The sequence below is a fragment of the Nonomuraea monospora genome, from assembly GCF_039531895.1.
GTDB classification, from domain to species: domain Bacteria; phylum Actinomycetota; class Actinomycetes; order Streptosporangiales; family Streptosporangiaceae; genus Nonomuraea; species Nonomuraea monospora.
This window is the reverse complement of record NZ_BAAAQX010000001.1, coordinates 582,047-598,320: the sequence shown is the minus strand read 5'-3', so window position 1 is coordinate 598,320 and position 16,274 is coordinate 582,047. Positions and strand designations below refer to the sequence as shown.

Annotated in this window: 15 protein-coding genes; 3 read left to right on the top strand and 12 right to left on the bottom strand. The window is 70.1% G+C overall.

Features of this window, described 5'->3' with window-relative positions:
- Positions 1 to 82: 82 nt before the first annotated feature.
- From ABD331_RS02745 to ABD331_RS02695, 11 genes are all read right to left on the bottom strand, one after another.
- Positions 83 to 1,585: an FAD-dependent oxidoreductase gene (locus tag ABD331_RS02745; protein ID WP_344470581.1), complete on the bottom strand. Its 1,503-nt coding sequence runs from the start codon at positions 1,583 to 1,585 to the stop codon at positions 83 to 85.
- Positions 1,582 to 3,303 carry an alpha-amylase family protein gene (locus ABD331_RS02740; RefSeq protein WP_344470580.1) on the bottom strand — a complete coding sequence of 574 codons (1,722 nt, stop codon included), beginning with the start codon at positions 3,301 to 3,303 and terminating at the stop codon, positions 1,582 to 1,584. Before ABD331_RS02740 ends, ABD331_RS02745 begins: the two co-directional genes overlap by 4 nt.
- Complete coding sequence (locus ABD331_RS02735) at positions 3,300 to 4,127, bottom strand: carbohydrate ABC transporter permease (protein ID WP_344470579.1); 828 nt, start codon at positions 4,125 to 4,127, stop codon at positions 3,300 to 3,302. The genes ABD331_RS02740 and ABD331_RS02735 overlap by 4 nt, the downstream gene beginning before the upstream one ends.
- On the bottom strand, positions 4,124 to 5,017 hold the full coding sequence (locus ABD331_RS02730) for a carbohydrate ABC transporter permease (protein WP_344470577.1): 894 nt from the start codon (positions 5,015 to 5,017) through the stop codon (positions 4,124 to 4,126). Before ABD331_RS02730 ends, ABD331_RS02735 begins: the two co-directional genes overlap by 4 nt.
- Before the next feature lie 28 nt (positions 5,018 to 5,045).
- The gene (locus ABD331_RS02725) at positions 5,046 to 6,437 is read right to left on the bottom strand and encodes an ABC transporter substrate-binding protein (RefSeq protein WP_344470576.1); all 1,392 of its coding nucleotides are present in this window, start codon (positions 6,435 to 6,437) and stop codon (positions 5,046 to 5,048) included.
- A 341-nt stretch (positions 6,438 to 6,778) separates the two neighbouring features.
- Complete coding sequence (locus tag ABD331_RS02720; RefSeq protein WP_344470745.1) at positions 6,779 to 8,377, bottom strand: solute symporter family protein; 1,599 nt, start codon at positions 8,375 to 8,377, stop codon at positions 6,779 to 6,781.
- Positions 8,378 to 8,394: 17 nt separating this feature from the next.
- Positions 8,395 to 8,724, bottom strand: a complete 330-nt coding sequence (locus ABD331_RS02715; RefSeq protein ID WP_344470575.1) for a DUF485 domain-containing protein — start codon at positions 8,722 to 8,724, stop codon at positions 8,395 to 8,397.
- A gap of 165 nt (positions 8,725 to 8,889) precedes the next feature.
- Complete coding sequence (locus ABD331_RS02710) at positions 8,890 to 9,714, bottom strand: carbohydrate ABC transporter permease (protein ID WP_344470574.1); 825 nt, start codon at positions 9,712 to 9,714, stop codon at positions 8,890 to 8,892.
- Positions 9,711 to 10,595 carry a carbohydrate ABC transporter permease gene (locus tag ABD331_RS02705; RefSeq protein ID WP_344470573.1) on the bottom strand — a complete coding sequence of 295 codons (885 nt, stop codon included), beginning with the start codon at positions 10,593 to 10,595 and terminating at the stop codon, positions 9,711 to 9,713. Before ABD331_RS02705 ends, ABD331_RS02710 begins: the two co-directional genes overlap by 4 nt.
- Entirely contained in the window at positions 10,592 to 11,854 is a 1,263-nt protein-coding gene (locus tag ABD331_RS02700) for an ABC transporter substrate-binding protein (protein ID WP_344470572.1), read from the bottom strand. Before ABD331_RS02700 ends, ABD331_RS02705 begins: the two co-directional genes overlap by 4 nt.
- A gap of 40 nt (positions 11,855 to 11,894) precedes the next feature.
- Entirely contained in the window at positions 11,895 to 13,052 is a 1,158-nt protein-coding gene (locus ABD331_RS02695; protein ID WP_344470571.1) for a trans-sulfuration enzyme family protein, read from the bottom strand.
- Between the two features lie 11 nt (positions 13,053 to 13,063).
- Between ABD331_RS02695 and ABD331_RS02690 the strand changes: the two genes are divergently transcribed.
- The 3 genes from ABD331_RS02690 (at position 13,064) to ABD331_RS02680 (ending at position 15,279) form a co-directional block, all read left to right on the top strand.
- Positions 13,064 to 14,056, top strand: coding sequence for a LacI family DNA-binding transcriptional regulator (locus ABD331_RS02690; RefSeq protein ID WP_344470570.1), 993 nt, complete (start codon positions 13,064 to 13,066; stop codon positions 14,054 to 14,056).
- A 69-nt stretch (positions 14,057 to 14,125) separates the two neighbouring features.
- Complete coding sequence (locus tag ABD331_RS02685) at positions 14,126 to 15,013, top strand: TrbL/VirB6 family protein (RefSeq protein WP_344470569.1); 888 nt, start codon at positions 14,126 to 14,128, stop codon at positions 15,011 to 15,013.
- A gap of 8 nt (positions 15,014 to 15,021) precedes the next feature.
- Complete coding sequence (locus tag ABD331_RS02680) at positions 15,022 to 15,279, top strand: hypothetical protein (RefSeq protein ID WP_344470568.1); 258 nt, start codon at positions 15,022 to 15,024, stop codon at positions 15,277 to 15,279.
- Here the strand turns inward: ABD331_RS02680 and ABD331_RS02675 are convergent.
- Positions 15,276 to 16,274, bottom strand: a 999-nt coding sequence (locus ABD331_RS02675; protein ID WP_344470567.1) for an inositol monophosphatase family protein, incomplete at its 5' end; no start/stop codon positions are given. The two genes, ABD331_RS02680 and ABD331_RS02675, sit on opposite strands and share 4 nt — an antisense overlap.

The window sequence follows — 16,274 nt, the reverse complement described above, 5'->3', positions numbered from 1 at the left end:
CCCTGAGCGCGGGCACTCGCCTGAGCGCGGGCACTCGCCTGAGCGCGGGCACTCGCCGCGCGCCCGGAACGCGGGCGGCCGGTCAGAGGGAGAGCACCTGACCGGCCGCCCGCAGTTCTTCCTGCAGCGCCGTGACGTCCACGTCCTGCACCGCCTTCCCGCTCCCCGCGGCCTGCGCGGCGGCCAGCCCCGCGGCGTGCCCGAGCATCTGGTACTGCACCTCCATCCGGATGGAGGAGAACGCCACGTGCGAGGCCGACACGCACACGGGCACCAGCAGGTTCGCGCACTCCGACCGCCGCGGCACGATCGCCCCGTACGGGATCCGGTACGGCGGGACGGCCACCGACAGGTACCCCTCGGTCACCACCATGGGCACCGGGTCGGGATGCTCGTACACCTCCCGCCAGGTCCGCTGCACCTCCCGGATGTCCAGGTGGTAGGAGCCCATCGCGATCACGTCGGGCCACGCCCGCCCCTGGACGAGGTCGTGCTCGGTGAGGTGCGTCTCGCCCAGCATGCGCCGCGCCTCGCGCACGTAGAGCTGGTGCGGCAGGTGCCCGGTGTCGGCGAACTCGTCGGCGGGCAGCCCCCACCGCGACAGCTCGGCCCGCACGGCGGCGGGCACCTCGGGGTCGTGGGAGAGGAAGTACAGCAGGTCCTGGGCGTGGTGGAGGTGGTGCAGGCGGATGCGTTCGCGTCCGTCGGCGTCGGCGTCGGGGTAGGCCCAGGCGGAGCGGTCGAGCACGCTGAGCGAGAACGGGCCGAGGGAGTTGCCGTCGCACTTGCCGCCGGGCAGGTTGGGCTCCAGCCCGACCAGCCGCCCGGCGCGGGGTTCGACGCCGTGTGCGCGCCAGTGGTGGAAGAGCCGCCGCCCCAGCTCCCAGTGCTCCTCGTCGTAGCCGGGCCGCCGTTCGAACGGGATCCGGTCGGGCGCGGTGGTCATGCAGACGCGGTAGCCGTACGACATGACGCCGCCGTCACCGGCGCCCACGTCGGCCATCGGCCCGTCGGCGACCTGCGGCAGGAGGGTGCCGTCGGCGCGGAACGGGGAGATCCACGGCGGGAAGTTGTGCATGCCGGGCACCACCTCGCGCCGCCCGGCGAAGCGCTCCCCGTGCAGGGCGCGGTCCTCCCTGCCGACCCGGTACGACACTCCGGCGGCGGCCATCAGGTCGCCCTCGTAGCTCGCGTCCACGAAGACGCCCGCCGCGAAGTCCCCCGCCGAGACGATCCGGTCCCCGGCGGTGACGACTTCGCCCAGCGGCGCGCCGGACACCACCTCCACCCCGGCGCGTTCCAGCCAGGACAGGAAGATCTCCTCGGCGACGTGCGGCTCGGGGCCCGCGTAGTGGCCTGGCGCGACCCCGTACGCGTCGGCGACGGCCTGGCGGAACTCGGCGGCCATCCCGCCGAGCACGCGGGCGTCGCCGACGTCGGTGTAGCCGAGCCCGCCGGAGGTCATGCCGCCGACGTGCTGGCCTGGTTCGAGCAGCACGGTGTCCAGGCCGCGCCTGGCGGCGGCGACGGCGGCGCACACGCCCGCCGAGGTCGCGCCGTACACGACCGCCTCGGCCTGTCTCACCGCAGTCCCCACCAGGTGGCGACCTGGTCGAGGTCCGCGCCGGTGATCGGCTCGCCGGTGTTGTCGACGGACTCGACGTAGTACAGGGCGGGCACGCCCAGCTCGGGCTGGGCCCGCGCGTAGGCGAGCCAGTCGGCCTTGCTCGGCATCGGCCACTGGTCGGTGTCGATGAGGTGGTGCGGCATGGCGTGCGTGGCGACGGCGTGCCGGTAGCGGAGCTGGTCCACGGCGGGCACGAGGTCGCCGCGGGCGTCGTACTCCAGCACGTCGTTGAGCCTGATCATGTCGCTGACGTCGGCGAAGGCCGGGTGCGGGGTGTGGGTGATAATGAGGGCGTCGGGTTTGACCTGCTTGGCGGCGTCGTACATGGTGGCGAGCAGCTCGTGCAGGAGGGCGATGCCCCAGGTGGCGCCGTGCGTCTTCAGGTGTGCGCCGCTGGGGAACCACTGGGTGAAGTCGATCTTGAAGCCGTCGGCGCCGAGGTCGCCCAGGAGGCGTTCCATGATGGCCCGGACGCGCAGGCGGTAGGCGGGGTTCGACGGGTCGGCGGCCACGGGGCGTCCGCCGGCGTCCGTCACGCACTCCTCGGGCGGCAGCCCGTCGGCCGACCAGGCGCGCCACCACAGCAGCACGCGCTGGCCGCGCGCGTGCCGGTCGGCGATCCACTCGCGCAGCGCGGGCCACTTGGCCTCGTCGGGCTCGCAGTCGCCGTACGTGAGCTGCCACCGGTCGTCGATGACGATGGTGCCGGGCACGATGCCGTGCCCGGCGAGCCTGTCCAGCCACTCGTCGTACAGGTCGCGCCGCGACAGCTCCACCGGGGAGACCGACCCGGCGGCCCTGGCGCACTGGGCGCCCCAGCCGCAGAAGATCGGCCGGCTCCACCACCCGGCCCGCTCGGGGACGGCGGACGGGGCCAGGCCGTGCTCGATCAAATCGGCGCGGTGCTGGGTGATGGCCTCCCAGGGCGAGGACGCGGCGCGGAACACCACGGCGGGCGAGGTCCACGAGCCGCGCACCTCGGTGTGGCACTCGTAGTCGAAGCGCAGCAGCGCGCCGCCGTCCAGCGGCTCGTAGGTCAGCTCGGTGAAGGTCAGATCGGCGATCCCGGCGCGCACGGAGGCGGCCAGCCAGGCGCCGTCCGGGATGTCGGTGGCGCCGGCCGGCTCGTCCTTGCAGAAGGCCAGCACCAGCGGCGGCGGGGAGAAGACGGCGTGCAGCCGGCCGGGCGAGGCGTCGCCGATGACGGTCAGCGCGACCGGCGCGGAGACCGGCCGCACCGCCCGCACGGGGTGCGCGGGCGTGGGGCTGAAGACGCCGCGCGCGTGCACCCCCGAGCGGAACGTGCCGGCGGCGCGGGTGTTGAGCACGGCCCTGCCGCCCATCAGCGTCACGTCGCCGAGCACGCCGTGACCCTCGACCCGCACCTCCAGCGCGATCGTCTCGGGGGTGCAGGTGAGCCGGACCGTCTTGGCGTCCCACTCGGTGGTGCGCTGCGGGAAGTCGAAGACGGCCACGTTCCCGCGCTCGACCAGCACGGGCGGCAGCGTCTCGTACGTCTCGTCGCGCCCGCCCCTGGTGTTGACGGAGGCGAGCAGGTTGAGCGTCATCCAGCCCACCAGCTCGGCGCTCGGGTCGGTGCGGGAGACGGTCAGGTGGTAGTGGCCGCTGTCCAGGTGGTAGGCCGTGTCCGTGGTGGTGATCCGCACCTGGCTCATCCCTTGCTTCCGGTCGTGGCGATGCCCTTGATGAAGTGCTTCTGGCCGAGGAAGAACAGGATGATCATCGGGATCGTGGTGATCACGCTGGCGGTCATCACGATCTCCCAGTGCCACTCGCCGCCGAACCCGAACTGGTCGAGCAGCGCCTTCAGCCCGCGCGGCACGGTGAACGTGCTGGAGTCACGCAGGTAGATGAGCGGCCGCATGAGGTCCGTCCACGCCGCCTGGAACTCGAACAGCAGCGTCACGACGACCGCCGGCTTGCACAGCGGCAGCGCCATCCTGGTGAAGATCGTCCAGTTGTTCGCCCCGTCGATCTTCGCCGCCTCGAACGGCTCGCGCGGCAGGCCCATGAAGAACTGCCGCAGCAGGAAGATGTAGAACGCGCTGCCGAACAGGTTCTGCGCCCACAGCGGGGTCAGCGTGCCGACCATGCCGAGGGAGTTCCAGATGAGGAACACCGGGACCATGGTGACCGCGCCCGGCAGCATCATGGTGGCCAGCAGCACGCCGAACAGCGCGTTCCTGCCGGGGAAGCGGAAGTAGGCGAAGCCCCACGCCACCATCGCGCTGGTGATGGTCACGGTCGCCGCGGCCAGCACCGTCACCAGCAGCGTGTTGGCCATCCACAGCGCCAGCGGCGCCTCCTGCCACACCTGGATGTAGTTGTCGAAGGTGAACGTCTCGGGCAGGATCCGGTGGTCGAACACCTCGCTGCGCGGCTTGAACGAGGCGCTGAGCAGCCAGATGAACGGGTAGATGAACGCGACGGCGAACGCGCTCAGCGCGGTCCACGTCAGGATCCGCCGCAGCCGCCTCACGGGTTTCCTCCTTCGTAGTGCACGAACCGCCTGGTCACCAGGAACTGCACGCCGGTGATCACCATGATCACGATGAACAGCAGCCAGGCCAGCGCGGAGGCGTACCCCATGTGCAGGAACTCGAAGGCCTGCTGGAACAGGTAGATCGCGTAGAACAGCGCGGCGTCGTTGCTGTAGGTGGTGTTGCCCGCGCCGAAGAAGGCGGTGTACGCCTCGGTGAAGGACTGCAGGGCGTTGATGCTGTCCACGATGAACAGGAAGAACAGGGTGGGGCTGATCATCGGCACGGTGATCCGCAGCGTGCGCTTCCACCAGCCGGCCCCGTCCACGAGCGCGGAGTCGTACAGCTCCTGGGGGACGCCGCGCAGCGCCGCCAGGATGATGACCACCGACGCGCCGACGGTCCACAGGCTCATCAGCACCAGGCCGGGCTTGACCCAGACGGGATCGGTGGTCCAGGCGGGGCCGTCGATGCCGAAGACGCCGAGGAAGCTGTTGATCAGGCCGTTCTGGCCGTTGAACAGCATCAGCAGCAGGATGCCGATCGCGACGGGCGGCGTCATCTTGGGCAGGAAGAAGGCCGTGCGGAAGAAGCCGCTGGCCCTGGTCGCGGTGTTGAGCAGCAGCGCCAGCCCGAGGGAGACGACGAGCTGCGTCGGCACCGACATCACGGTGAACAGGAACGTGTTGCGCAGCGCCAGGCCGACCTTCGGGTCCTCGAAGAGGGTCACGTAGTTGTCGAAGCCGATGAACGACGGGTCGTTGATGACGTCGTAGTCGGTCAGCGACAGGTAGGCGCTGTTGATCACGGGCCAGGCGGTGAAGATCAGGAAACCGATGATCCAGGGACAGATGAACAGGAGCGCGGCCCTGGTCTCGATGAAGCGCATGGACCTCATGCGCGGTGTGCGGGACATCTCAGTTCGTACGCTTCGTCCAGTCGGCCCATGCCTTGTCGAGCGCCGTCTGGGCGTCCTTCTGTGCCTTGTCGAGGGCGGCCTGCGGCTCCTCCTGGCCGTTGAGCACCCGGTTCACCGCGCCCTGCCAGGCGTCCTTGAACTCCTTGTCGGCCGGGTTGGCCGGCAGGCTGAAGGTGTTCTGGTTGGCCTCGTAGACGGCCTTGACGCCGGAGTCCCAGGGCTCGCCGCCGGAGGTGAGCATCTTCTGGATCTCCTCGTCGGCCTTGACGTTGCCGGTGAGGATGCCGGTGAAGGGCTTGCCGTCGGCCTTGCGCTTGTCCACGCGGGCCTGGGCGGCGGCCTTCCACGACTCCACCAGCGTCATCGTCTTGGCGAAGCGGCAGGCGGCGCCTGGATTCTTGGCGCCCTTGGGGATGGCCCACGACGAGCCGGAGGAGTAGGCCAGCGCCTTGCCCTCGGGGGTGCGGAAGGTGTCGAAGGCCATGGGGGCCTTGGGCGAGACGTCGTTGAGCACGTTGACGTACCACTGCTCCATCGGCATCGCGCCGAGGGCGTTCTCGGCGTACTGGTTGCCCTTGCCGAAGAAGTCGGCGGAGTCGCGCACGGCCTTGACCTTGGCGAAGCCGCCCTGCGCGTCGTAGATCGCGACGGCGAACTGCAGCGCCTTGACCACCTCGGGGGTGTTGAGCCGGGCGGTCTTCCCGTCGGCCGAGAGCAGGTCGGCGCCGAGGGACTTGGCCCACAGCGGCAGGAACTCCGGCAGCTTGCTGTCGAAGCCGATCACCTGGAGCTTGCCGCCGGGCGCCTTCACCAGCTTCTTGGTCGCGGCGGTGACCTTGTCCCAGTCGGAGCCGTTGACGTCCTCGATCGTCAGGCCGGCCTGCTTGAGCAGGCCGGCGTTGGCCATGGTGATCTGGACCTGGTTGAACTCGGGGATCGCGTACACCTCGTCGCCGAACGTCACCTGGCCGAGCGCGTTCTTGTTGTACATGGAGGTGTCGATCTGCTCGCCCTGGACGCACGACGTCAAGGGGATGATCGCGCCGCGCGAGGCGAAGGTGCCGATCTGGTCGCGGTTGGCGTAGATGAGGTCCGGCGGGTCGCCGGCGGCCACCGCGGAGAGGAACTGCTGGATGTCCAGGTCGCCTTCGATGAGCTTCACGTCCGCGCCCTTGAGCGACTTCTTGGCCAGCTCGACACGGGTCTCGCCGATCTCGTCGGTGGCGCCGAAGCCCATGACCGAGATGGTGCCCTGGTAGGAGGCGCCGGGGTTGAACTGACTCGCCGACGGTGCCGGGGCCGCGGCGCCACCGGTGCCCTTGGCACACGAGGTGAGTGCCAGCGCGAGCGACACGGAAAGGACGGACCAGCGGACGAGCGGGGATCTCATTGGGGGTTTCGCCTCCACACTGAACAAGCGGGGCATCAGGCATGCTGATGACGGCCACGTGGCGCCAGGCCAGTGTGGCAACGTTCACACATCTGAGAACGTACCCATACCGCTGAAATCCCGTCAACCACTCACTTCACTGCGTTTCTGTCCTGTTAACAACTCCAGCGGTGTGGGACGCCCCACTGGGACGCCCGCACCTCCTGCCCCGCCGGGGATGCCGTACACGCGAGAGGGCCCGGCCGTTGTCGGCGGCCGGGCCCTCAGGGGACAAGGCGCCCCGGGGCAGGGGGTCGGGCGCCTTGTGTGCGGTGGGCAGCGTCAGTGCTGTCCCGAGTTGGTCAGTGCTCCGAGGCCTTCTCGGCCCCCACGCCGGTGAGCGAGCGGACCTCCATCTCGGCCCACTTGCCCGCGTTGTACTCCTTGCTGAGGATCGTGCCGAGCCAGCCGCACAGGAAGCCGATCGGGATCGAGACGATGCCGGGGTTGCTCAGCGGGAACAGCACGAAGTCGGCCGTCTTGAACAGCGCCGTCTCGCCGCCGGACACGACCGGCGAGAAGACCACCAGCACCAGGGCGGAGACCAGGCCGCCGTAGATGGCCGCGACCGCGCCGGTGGTGTTGAACCTCTTCCAGAACAGGCTGTAGAGGATCGCGGGCAGGTTGCCCGAGGCCGCCACGGCGAACGCCAGGGCCACCAGGAACGCCACGTTCTGCCCCTGGGCCAGGATGCCCAGGCCGATCGCGACGGCGCCGATGACCAGGGCGGAGATGCGGGCCACCACGACCTCCTGGCGCTCGCTGGCCTGGCCGCGCTTGAAGACGTGCGCGTACAGGTCGTGCGAGAAGCTGGAGGAGGAGGCGAGGGTCAGGCCCGCGACCACGGCCAGGATCGTGGCGAAGGCCACCGCGCCGATCAGCGCCAGCAGGATCGTGCCGCCGACCGGGCCGAAGATGTCCGCGCCGATCTGCTGGGCCAGCAGTGGCGCGGCCGTGTTGCCCGCCTTGTCACCCGCGACGATCGCCGTCTTGCCGACCAGGGCCGCCGCGCCGAAGCCGAGGACCAGGGTCAGCAGGTAGAAGGCGCCGATGATGCCGATGCCCCACAGGACCGACTTGCGGGCGTCCTTGGCGGTGGGGACGGTGTAGAAGCGGATGAGGATGTGCGGCAGGCCCGCCGTGCCCAGCACCAGCGCCAGGCCCAGGCTGATCAGGTCGATCTTGCCGGCCAGGCCCTGCGCCTCGGTGCCGTACTTCAGGCCGGGGCTGAGGAAGCTCTCCGGGTTGGCCGGGGGGCCGCTCTTGACGGCGGCCTGGCCGAGCAGGCTCGACAGGTTGAAGCCGAACTTGGCCAGCACCAGCACCGTCACCAGCGCGGCGCCGCTCATCAGCAGCACGGCCTTGACGATCTGCACCCAGGTGGTGCCCTTCATGCCGCCGAACACCACGTAGATGATCATCAGCGCGCCCACGCCGACGATCGTCCACGCCTTGCCCGCGTCGCTGGTGATGCCGAGCAGCAGGCCGACCAGCGCGCCCGCGCCCACCATCTGCGCCAGCAGGTAGAAGATGCTGACGACGATCGTGGACACGCCCGCCGCCGTGCGGACCGGGCGCGGGCTCATCCTGAACGCCAGCACGTCGGCCATGGTGAACTTGCCGGAGTTCCGCATCAGCTCGGCCACCAGCAGCAGCGCCACCAGCCAGGCGACCAGGAAGCCGATCGAGTACAGGAACCCGTCGTAGCCGGACAGCGCGATGATGCCGGCGATGCCGAGGAAGGAGGCGGCCGACATGTAGTCGCCGCCGATCGCCAGGCCGTTCTGCACGCCGCTGAACGACCGGCCGCCCGCGTAGTAGTCGGCGGCCGTCTTGGTCTGACGGCTCGCCCAGAAGGTGATCGCCAGGGTGGCGGCCACGAAGGCGAGGAAGAGGATCATCCCCAGGGTCGTGGAGCTCACTGAGTCTTCTCCTCCACCTCGTGGCGCAGCTTGTCGGCGATCGGGTCGAGCTTGCGCTCCGCGTGCCTGGCGTACGCCCACGCGATGAGGAAGGTGGACACGAACTGCAGCAAGCCGAGGACCAGACCGACGTTGATCTCACCGACGATCTTGGCCGCCATGAAGTCGCGCGCCCATCCGGACAGCACCACGTAGAGCAGGTACCACGCGAGGAACGCCACGGTCATGGGGAACGTCCAGCGCCGGAACGCCCTTTTCAGCTCCTGGAACTCACTGCTCTCCTGCACTTGTTCATAGACCGACGCGTCATGTTCTCTAGTCGTCACGAGACCTCCACTGTGATGCGGATCACGCCCAACGTAAGAGGGCAACCTACCCGCCGTGGAGATCTCCAGGAGGGTTGTTCGGTGAGGCGGTGCCGTCCGGCGATTAGTTGGGGATGGCGTGCGGTGAAAGGTCCTTCTAGCGCGATGAGCGGTCGGCCATCCCTTTCACCCCTTTACGGCTCCCGCCGTCAGACCCTCCACGATCCAGCGGCGGATGGCGGCGAACAGGATGAGCGTGGGCACCACCGAGACGACCGTGGCCGCCGCCATCGAGCCCCAGTCGATGTCGTACTGGGTGATGAAGGAGTTCATCGCCACCGGGACGGTCTTGGCGTCCTCGCTGTCGATGAACGTGATCGCCAGGAACAGCTCGTTCCAGCACTGCACGAACGCGAAGATGAACGTGGCCGCGATGCCCGGCAGCATGACCGGGATCACCACCCGCACCATGGCCACCAGCCGCGAGGCCCCGTCCACCTGCGCCGCCTCCTCCAGCGCCACCGGCACCCGCTCGTAGAAGCCGCGCATGATGATCGTCGAGAACGGCACCAGCATCGCCACGTACACCAGCATCAGCCCCGCCAGCCTGTTGAGCAGGTCGAGGTCGGACATCAGCAGGTAGAGCGGGCCGAGCGCGATGAACAGCGGGATCATCTGGGTGACCAGGAAGGCCAGCATCAGCGCGGCCCTGCCGGGGAAGGCGAAGCGGGCCAGCGTGTAGCCGCCCAGCACGCCGATCGCCGTGACCGCCGCCGCGGCCACCAGCGAGACGAGCAGTGAGTTCAGCAGGTACGCGCCGAAGTCGGCGAACTCGAACAGCTCGGCGTAGTGCTCGAAGGTGACGTTCGCCGGCCAGTAGCGCAGCGGCACCGAGAAGATCTCGGGCTTGGGCTTGAGCGAGGTGACGACGATCCAGTACAGCGGGAACAGGGTGATCAGCAGCCAGCCGGCCAGCACGACGGCCTTGGCGGCGCCCGCCAGCCGCCTCATCGGGCCCGCTCGAATCGGGTGGCGTTCAGGTAGAAGACGCTGAACGCGAGCAGGAGCGCCAGGACGAGCAGGCCGACCGCGCCCGCCCGGCCGTAGTCGCCGCCGATGACCTGCTGGATGAGGAACGTGGTGACGATGTCGGTGCTGCCGGCCGGGCCGCCGCCGGTCATCGCGTAGATGAGGTCGGGGAAGTTCAGGATCCAGATGATCCGCAGCAGCACGATCAGGGCCAGGGTCGGCCGGATGTGCGGCAGCGTCACGTGCCAGAACCGGCGTGCCCTGGACGCCCCGTCCACGGCCGCCGCCTCGTACAGCTCACCGGGCACCGACTGCAGCGCGGCCATGATCATGATGGCGAAGAACGTGACGCCGTACCAGATGTTGGCCACGATCACCGAGGTCATCGCCCAGCCCGGCGTGGCCAGGAAGCCGATCCGCTCCTCGATCAGGCCCGCCTTCAGCAGCAGGTCGTTGACCACGCCGAACTGCCCGTTGAACATCCACCGCCACAGCAGCCCGATCAGGAACCCCGACATGGCCCAGGGGAAGAACACCCAGGCCTGATAGAGCCCCCGGCCCCTGAACTGCCCGCGCAGCAGCAGCGCCAGCCCGAAGCCGAGGAAGAACTGGAAGAACAGCGAAACCGCCACCCACGTGCCGGTGTTGCGCAGCGCCGTCCAGAAGCGGTCCTCGGCCAGCACGGCGCGGAAGTTCTCCAGCCCCGTGAACGGGGTGGAGGTGAGGTCGAACAGGTTGTAACGCTGGAAGGCGATCACCGCGCCGCGGATCATCGGGTAGTACGTGAACAGCGCCACGAACACCACGCCGGGCAGCAGGCACAGCGCGATGAAACGGGCCCTGCGGACGGTGAACGTCCTCATGAGACCTTCTTGGCCTGGTCCACCCAGAAGGCGTCCCACGCCTTGAGCACCTCGGCCGTGCTCGTCCTGCCCGTGATCAGGGACTGGATGTCGCGGTCGGAGTCCACCAGGAACTGGCTCCAGCCCGGGTAGTCGACCGGCCTGATCGTGATCACCTGCTTGGGGTCCTGCTGGGCTTGAAGGTAGGCCTTCCACGCGCCCTGCGAGAACTGCGGGTCGTTCTGGGCCTGCCGGGAGATCGGGATGAGCGAGTTGCCCTTGGCGAAGGCGATGCTCTGCTCGGACTCCGACAGGAACTGCACCAGCTTCACCGCCTCCTTCGCGTGCTCGCTGAAGGAGGTGACGCCCCAGCCGGCGTAGCCGACGGGCTGGTAGGCGTACCCGGTGGGGCCTTTGGGGATGGGGGCGGTGGACCAGGCCGTGACGCCGCTCTCCTCGACCGTCTTGATCACCTCGGGGTCCTGGATGAGCATGCCGGTGACGCCCGAGGTGAAGCCCTGGACCATCTCGGGGTAGCCCCAGGAGACGGAGTCGGGCGGCGACGCCTCCTTGAAGATCTTGACGAAGAGGTCGAGGGCCTGCGCGGCCTCCGGAGTGGAGAAGATCGTCCGCTTGTCCTTCAGGTAGAAGGATTTTTCCGGATTTAGTGCGTCGCCGTTGTAGGCGCTGATCATCATCACCGCGTAGTCGGCGCCGCCCTTGCCGCCCCTGAAGGAGTAGCCGTACCGGTCGCCGGTGGTCATCCGCTTGCCGGCCTCGTACAGCTCCTGCCAGGTGGCCGGGGGTTGCGTCATGCCGAAGTCCGTACGGTAGAACAGCGTGCGCTGGTAGAACCCGTACGGGATCAGGTACGCCTTGCCCCCGACCTCCACCGCCTTCTTCCGGGCCAGCTCGGTCAGGTCCGCCCAGCCGGGCCAGTCCGTGGTGGGCAGCTCGGCCAGCCAGCCGTTGTTGGAGAAGGACTTGGCCGTGTGGTCGCGCACCTCCAGCACGTCCAAGCCCTTCTTGGTCTGCAGGATCTGGGTGATCTTCTGGTCGGCGCTGTCGAGCGGCGGGGAGATGAGCTCGACGGTGACGCCCGGGTTGGCCTGCTCGAAGTCGGCGATGAGGGTCTTGATGAGCTTCGTGCGCTCGGGGCCGGTCAGGCTTTCGATCATTCTCAGCCGGATCTCCCCCGGTGCGCCGGAGGAGCCCGAGCCGCAGCCCGTGAGTGTCAGCGTGACGACGGCGGCCGTGGCCACCAGGACGGGGTTTCTCATGACGAGCCTCCCGCGAGGTCAGACAGCGCTGTCAATCACGTTAGGCGGACATTCCCTCCAGGGCCAGACCGAGATCCTTGATCAAGATCTCCGCGGGCTCCAGGCCGACCGAGAGCCGCACCAGGCCCACCGGGATCCCCATGGTGGCCCGTACGCTCTCCTCGGTGGACAGCGCGGGCGCGTTCACCAGGCTCTCGAACCCACCCCACGACACCCCGATCCGGAAATGTCGCAACCTGGCGAGGAAGGCCCCGACCTCCGGCCGCGACTCCGTGTCCAGCTCCAGACTGAACAGGCTGGAGAAGCCGGACATCTGCCGCAGCGCGATCGCGTGGCCCGGATGCGACGGCAACCCCGGATGGTTCACCGACCGCACGGCCGGATGATCCTGGAGGAACGCCGCCACCGCCAGCCCGCGCTCCTGGTGCGCGGCCATCCGCACCGGCAGCGTCCGCAGCCCCTTGATCACCTTGGCCGCGTCGTGCGGCGACATGGCGGCCCCGTAGAGCTGGTACTCCGTCAGCGCCAGCGGCCTGATCAGCCGCTCCGGCCCGATCACCACTCCGCCCACCAGGTCGCTGTGCCCGCCGACGTACTTCGACAGCGAGTGCACCACCAGGTCCACCCCCATCGTCAGCGGCTTCTGGAACAGCGGCGTGGACCACGTGTTGTCCATCACCGTCACCAGCCCGCGCTCCCGCGCCCACCCCGTCACCTCCGCGATGTCCACCACCGCGTACGCCATGTAGGACGGGGACTCGAAGTACAGTAGGCGGGTGCTCGCCGTGATAGCGCTGTCACCTTCCCCGAGGTCCCTGACATGCGTATGCGTCACCCCGAACTTCTCCAGGTAACGCAGGAACTGGGTCGTCGGCCCGTAGACCGCGCCGAGCACCAGCACGTGATCACCGGCCGACACGAGCGACGAGATCGTCGCCGAGATCGCGCCCATCCCCGAGGCGAAACACTTCGCCCGCTCTCCCCGCTCCAGCGCGGCAAGCTTACGCTGGGCGAGATCCACCGTCGGGTTGGTCCCCCGCCAGTAGACGTAGCGCTCGTCCTCGTTCCTGACGGCCTCGCCGAGCTCCTCCGCCGTCGCGAACGTGAACACCGAGTTCTCGAACACCGGCGGGTTGACCGCGCCCAGCATCCAAGGCTCGTCCTCACCCAACCGGCCACAGATCCATTCATCATCCATGGGGGCACACTATGACAGCACGCAAGCCGACCATGGCGGACGTCGCCCGGCAGGCGGGTGTGAGCCTCAAGACCGTCTCCCGCGTGGTCAACCAGGAGCCCCACGTCCGGGCGTCGCTGCAGCAACGCGTGCAGGCCGCGATCAGCGCCCTCGGCTACCGCCGCAACGAGGCCGCCGCCCGGCTGGCCAGGGGCGCCACCATGCTGACGCTCGGGCTGGTGATGGAGAACATCTCCAACGAGTTCTACTCGCGGCTGGCCGCCGCCGTCGAGGCCGCCGCCGCCGGCCACGAGGCGCTGGTCGTGTTCGGCTCGTACGAGGAGAGCGCCGACAAGGAACGCATGCTCATCGAGTCCATGTACGCCAGAGGCGTCGACTCCCTCATCGTCGTCCCCTCCGCGGCCGACCACTCCTGGCTGGCCGAGCACGCCAGCCTCACCACCGTGTTCGTCGACCGGGTGCCGCTCGGCCTCGACGGGGCCGACGTCGTCCTGCTCGACGACGTGTGGGGCGGCCGAACCGCGACCCGGCACCTGCTCTCCCACGGCCACCGCCGCATCGCGCTGATCTCCGACGACGACGCCATCAGCTCCGTGCACGACCGCGCCACCGGCTACCGCGCCGCCCTCGCCGACGCGGGCGTGCCCGCCGACGAGGAGCTGGTCGTCCGCGAGGTGTACGACCCCGGCCGGGTGTCCGGCGAGGTCGCCCGGCTGCTCGACCTTGCCTCGCCGCCCACCGCGTTCTTCGCCACCAACAACCGGGCCGCCATCGGCATCCTCCAGGCGCTGCGCGAGCGGCCGGAACGGCCCGCGTACGTGGGGTTCGACGACTTCGCGCTGGCCGACGTCTTCAACCCGGGCGTGACCGTCGTCCGCTACGACACCGCCCGCCTGGCCCGCGCCGCCGTGGACCTCCTGCTCGACCCGTCACCCGCCGCGCGCCGCATCAAGGTGCCCGTCGAGCTGGTGCCGCGCGGCTCCGGCGAACTCCCGCCCGCCTGACCCCCAAAACGTGGTCACGTCTCCCCATGCCCGCGCCTGACCGTCCCCCGGCCTGGGTACGGATCGGCCATGCCCGAGGACGCGGAGGAATCCACCGAGGCCATCGACCCGGACGTCTACCTCGACGTGCCCGTGGTCCAGGTGGAGGAGATCACCCTGGACGTGCAGGACCTACGGGCCAAGGTGTCGCTCCAGGCCGAGGTGCTCGACCTGCTCAAGCTGAGCGTCGGCGCGGACGTGTTCCTCGGGTCCGTCAACCTCACCATCAAAGGCGTCGAGGCGCAGGCGCTGCTGAAGGTGCGGCTGGACAACGTGGCGCGGATCATCGACCGGGTGCTGCAGACCATCGACGACAACCCGCAGATCCTGGAGAACCTGACACGCGGGCTCGGCACGGCCGTGCGGGACATCGGGAGCGGCGCGGGGTACGCCGTCCGGGACGTGGGGGCCGGGGCCGGGTATGCGGTGCGCGATGTCGGTGCGGGGGCCGGGGAGGCCGTCCGCGACGTCGGGGCGGGAGCCGGTGGCGCTGTCCGTGACGTGGGGACGGGGGCCGGTGCGGCCGTCCGCGACGTCGGCGCCGGGGCCGGTGGAGCCGTCCGTGACGTCGGAGCCGCCACCGGTGGAGCCGTCCGTGATGTCGGGACGGGAGCCGGGGAAGCCGTTCAGGACGTCGGCGGGGCGGTTCGTGACGTGGGCGCCGGGGCCGGGGAGACCGTCCGTGACGTCGGGGCCGCCACCGGCGGCGCGGTGCAGGACACCACGGGTCTCGTGCGGGACGTCGCCCCAGCCGCCGACACCCAAGCGGGCCCGGCCGCCGACAAACCCGCGAGCCTGGCCGCCGACAAACCCGTGAGCCCAGCCGCCCCAAAAGCCGCACGTACCGGCGCCGGCGGAAACCCACCCCGGCGGCAGCACCACCACTACCGTTTCAAGCGCCGCCAGGACCACGAGTGAGCAGCACCATGCCGAAACCAGAGCACCCCACCGACCCTGACGTCGAGATCAGCGCCTCCGCCACCGCCAGGGAGCTCCGCTTCCACGCGCGACCGGAGGTGACGGTGCACGCGGAGGCGGAGCCCGGCGGCGAGTGCGCGTGGGGCAGCGACCGTACGAACCTGCCCGACCAGGTGGAGCCGAACGTCACCTACCGCGACATCCGCATCGACTTCCGCGTGGCAGCCGCACTCACCGACCCCACACAGGACCCGTCGTCTCCCTAACCGTCCCGTCCGGCCTCGTAGGCGGTGCGCAGGACCGAGGCCAGTTCGTCCGCCAGCTCCGGGCTGGCCCCCACCACCCCGCTCCACCGCCTGGTCAGGTCGGTGTCCAGCTCCACCGCCCGCCCGAACACGTCCCTGACCGCCCCGCCCGCCGCCTCGGCCAGCACCACGGAGGCGGCGATGTCCACCAGCCGGTGCGTGTCCGTGGCGGCGTCGGCGAAGGCGTCCGTCGCCCCCTGCGCCACGAGCGCGCCCTCCAGGCAGCTCGTGCTGAGGATGCGCACGCGCGCCGCCCGCCGCACCACCTCCCACCAGGCGGCACTGGCGGCGGCGTTGGCCGGGTGCGGGCGCAGGAGCGAGACGGCGGCGCCCGCCAGCGCGCGGCGGCCGGTCGTGCGCAGCGGGGACGGCACGCCCGCCCGCGCCCACCAGCTCCGCCCGGTGTCCAGCCACACGGTCAGCGCCTCGGTGAAGACGCCGTCCTCGGCGACGGCCGCGGAGAAGGCCGACAGGGGGACGCCGGCGGCGGCGTTGGCCGAGCCGTCCACCGGGTCCATGACGAGGGTGAGCGCCGAGCCGTTGTCCACCCAGCCGGTCTCCTCGGTGAGGATGTTGACGGGGTGCCGGGACAGGGCGGTGAGGATGGCGTCCTCGACCAGGACGTCGATGCGCATGGTGGGGGTGCCGTCCGCGCCGTCCGCCACGACGGCGGCCAGGGTGGCGCGGTCGTGCTCGGTGGTAGCGGTGGTGTAGGCGTCCAGGGCGGCGGAGGCTGCGGCGGCCAGCGCGCGATGCGCCTCCACGGGCACCCCGACCCCCCACCCACGCCCACCCGGCTCGCTGACCCCGCCCACCCTACGCGCCTGCACCGCCGCCGACGGCTCGCGCCCTTCTGACGCCACCACCCCACGGCCCCGCGCCGCCGCCGGTGGCTCCCGTCCTTCCGACGCCACCACCCCACGGCCCCGCGCCACCGCGCCAGGACCCTGCGCCGC

What these genes read in the sequence shown, in the direction of transcription:
- ABD331_RS02740 (WP_344470580.1), bottom strand. Translation starts at nt 3,303, where the DNA reads ATGAGCCAGGTGCGGATCACCACCACGGACACGGCCTACCACCTGGAC.
- ABD331_RS02730 (WP_344470577.1), bottom strand. Translation starts at nt 5,017, where the DNA reads ATGCGCTTCATCGAGACCAGGGCCGCGCTCCTGTTCATCTGTCCCTGG.
- ABD331_RS02725 (WP_344470576.1), bottom strand. Translation starts at nt 6,437, where the DNA reads ATGAGATCCCCGCTCGTCCGCTGGTCCGTCCTTTCCGTGTCGCTCGCG.
- ABD331_RS02720 (WP_344470745.1), bottom strand. Translation starts at nt 8,377, where the DNA reads ATGATCCTCTTCCTCGCCTTCGTGGCCGCCACCCTGGCGATCACCTTC.
- ABD331_RS02710 (WP_344470574.1), bottom strand. Translation starts at nt 9,714, where the DNA reads ATGAGGCGGCTGGCGGGCGCCGCCAAGGCCGTCGTGCTGGCCGGCTGG.
- ABD331_RS02705 (WP_344470573.1), bottom strand. Translation starts at nt 10,595, where the DNA reads ATGAGGACGTTCACCGTCCGCAGGGCCCGTTTCATCGCGCTGTGCCTG.
- ABD331_RS02700 (WP_344470572.1), bottom strand. Translation starts at nt 11,854, where the DNA reads ATGAGAAACCCCGTCCTGGTGGCCACGGCCGCCGTCGTCACGCTGACA.
- ABD331_RS02695 (WP_344470571.1), bottom strand. Translation starts at nt 13,052, where the DNA reads ATGGATGATGAATGGATCTGTGGCCGGTTGGGTGAGGACGAGCCTTGG.
- ABD331_RS02690 (WP_344470570.1), top strand. Translation starts at nt 13,064, where the DNA reads ATGACAGCACGCAAGCCGACCATGGCGGACGTCGCCCGGCAGGCGGGT.
- ABD331_RS02685 (WP_344470569.1), top strand. Translation starts at nt 14,126, where the DNA reads ATGCCCGAGGACGCGGAGGAATCCACCGAGGCCATCGACCCGGACGTC.
- ABD331_RS02680 (WP_344470568.1), top strand. Translation starts at nt 15,022, where the DNA reads ATGCCGAAACCAGAGCACCCCACCGACCCTGACGTCGAGATCAGCGCC.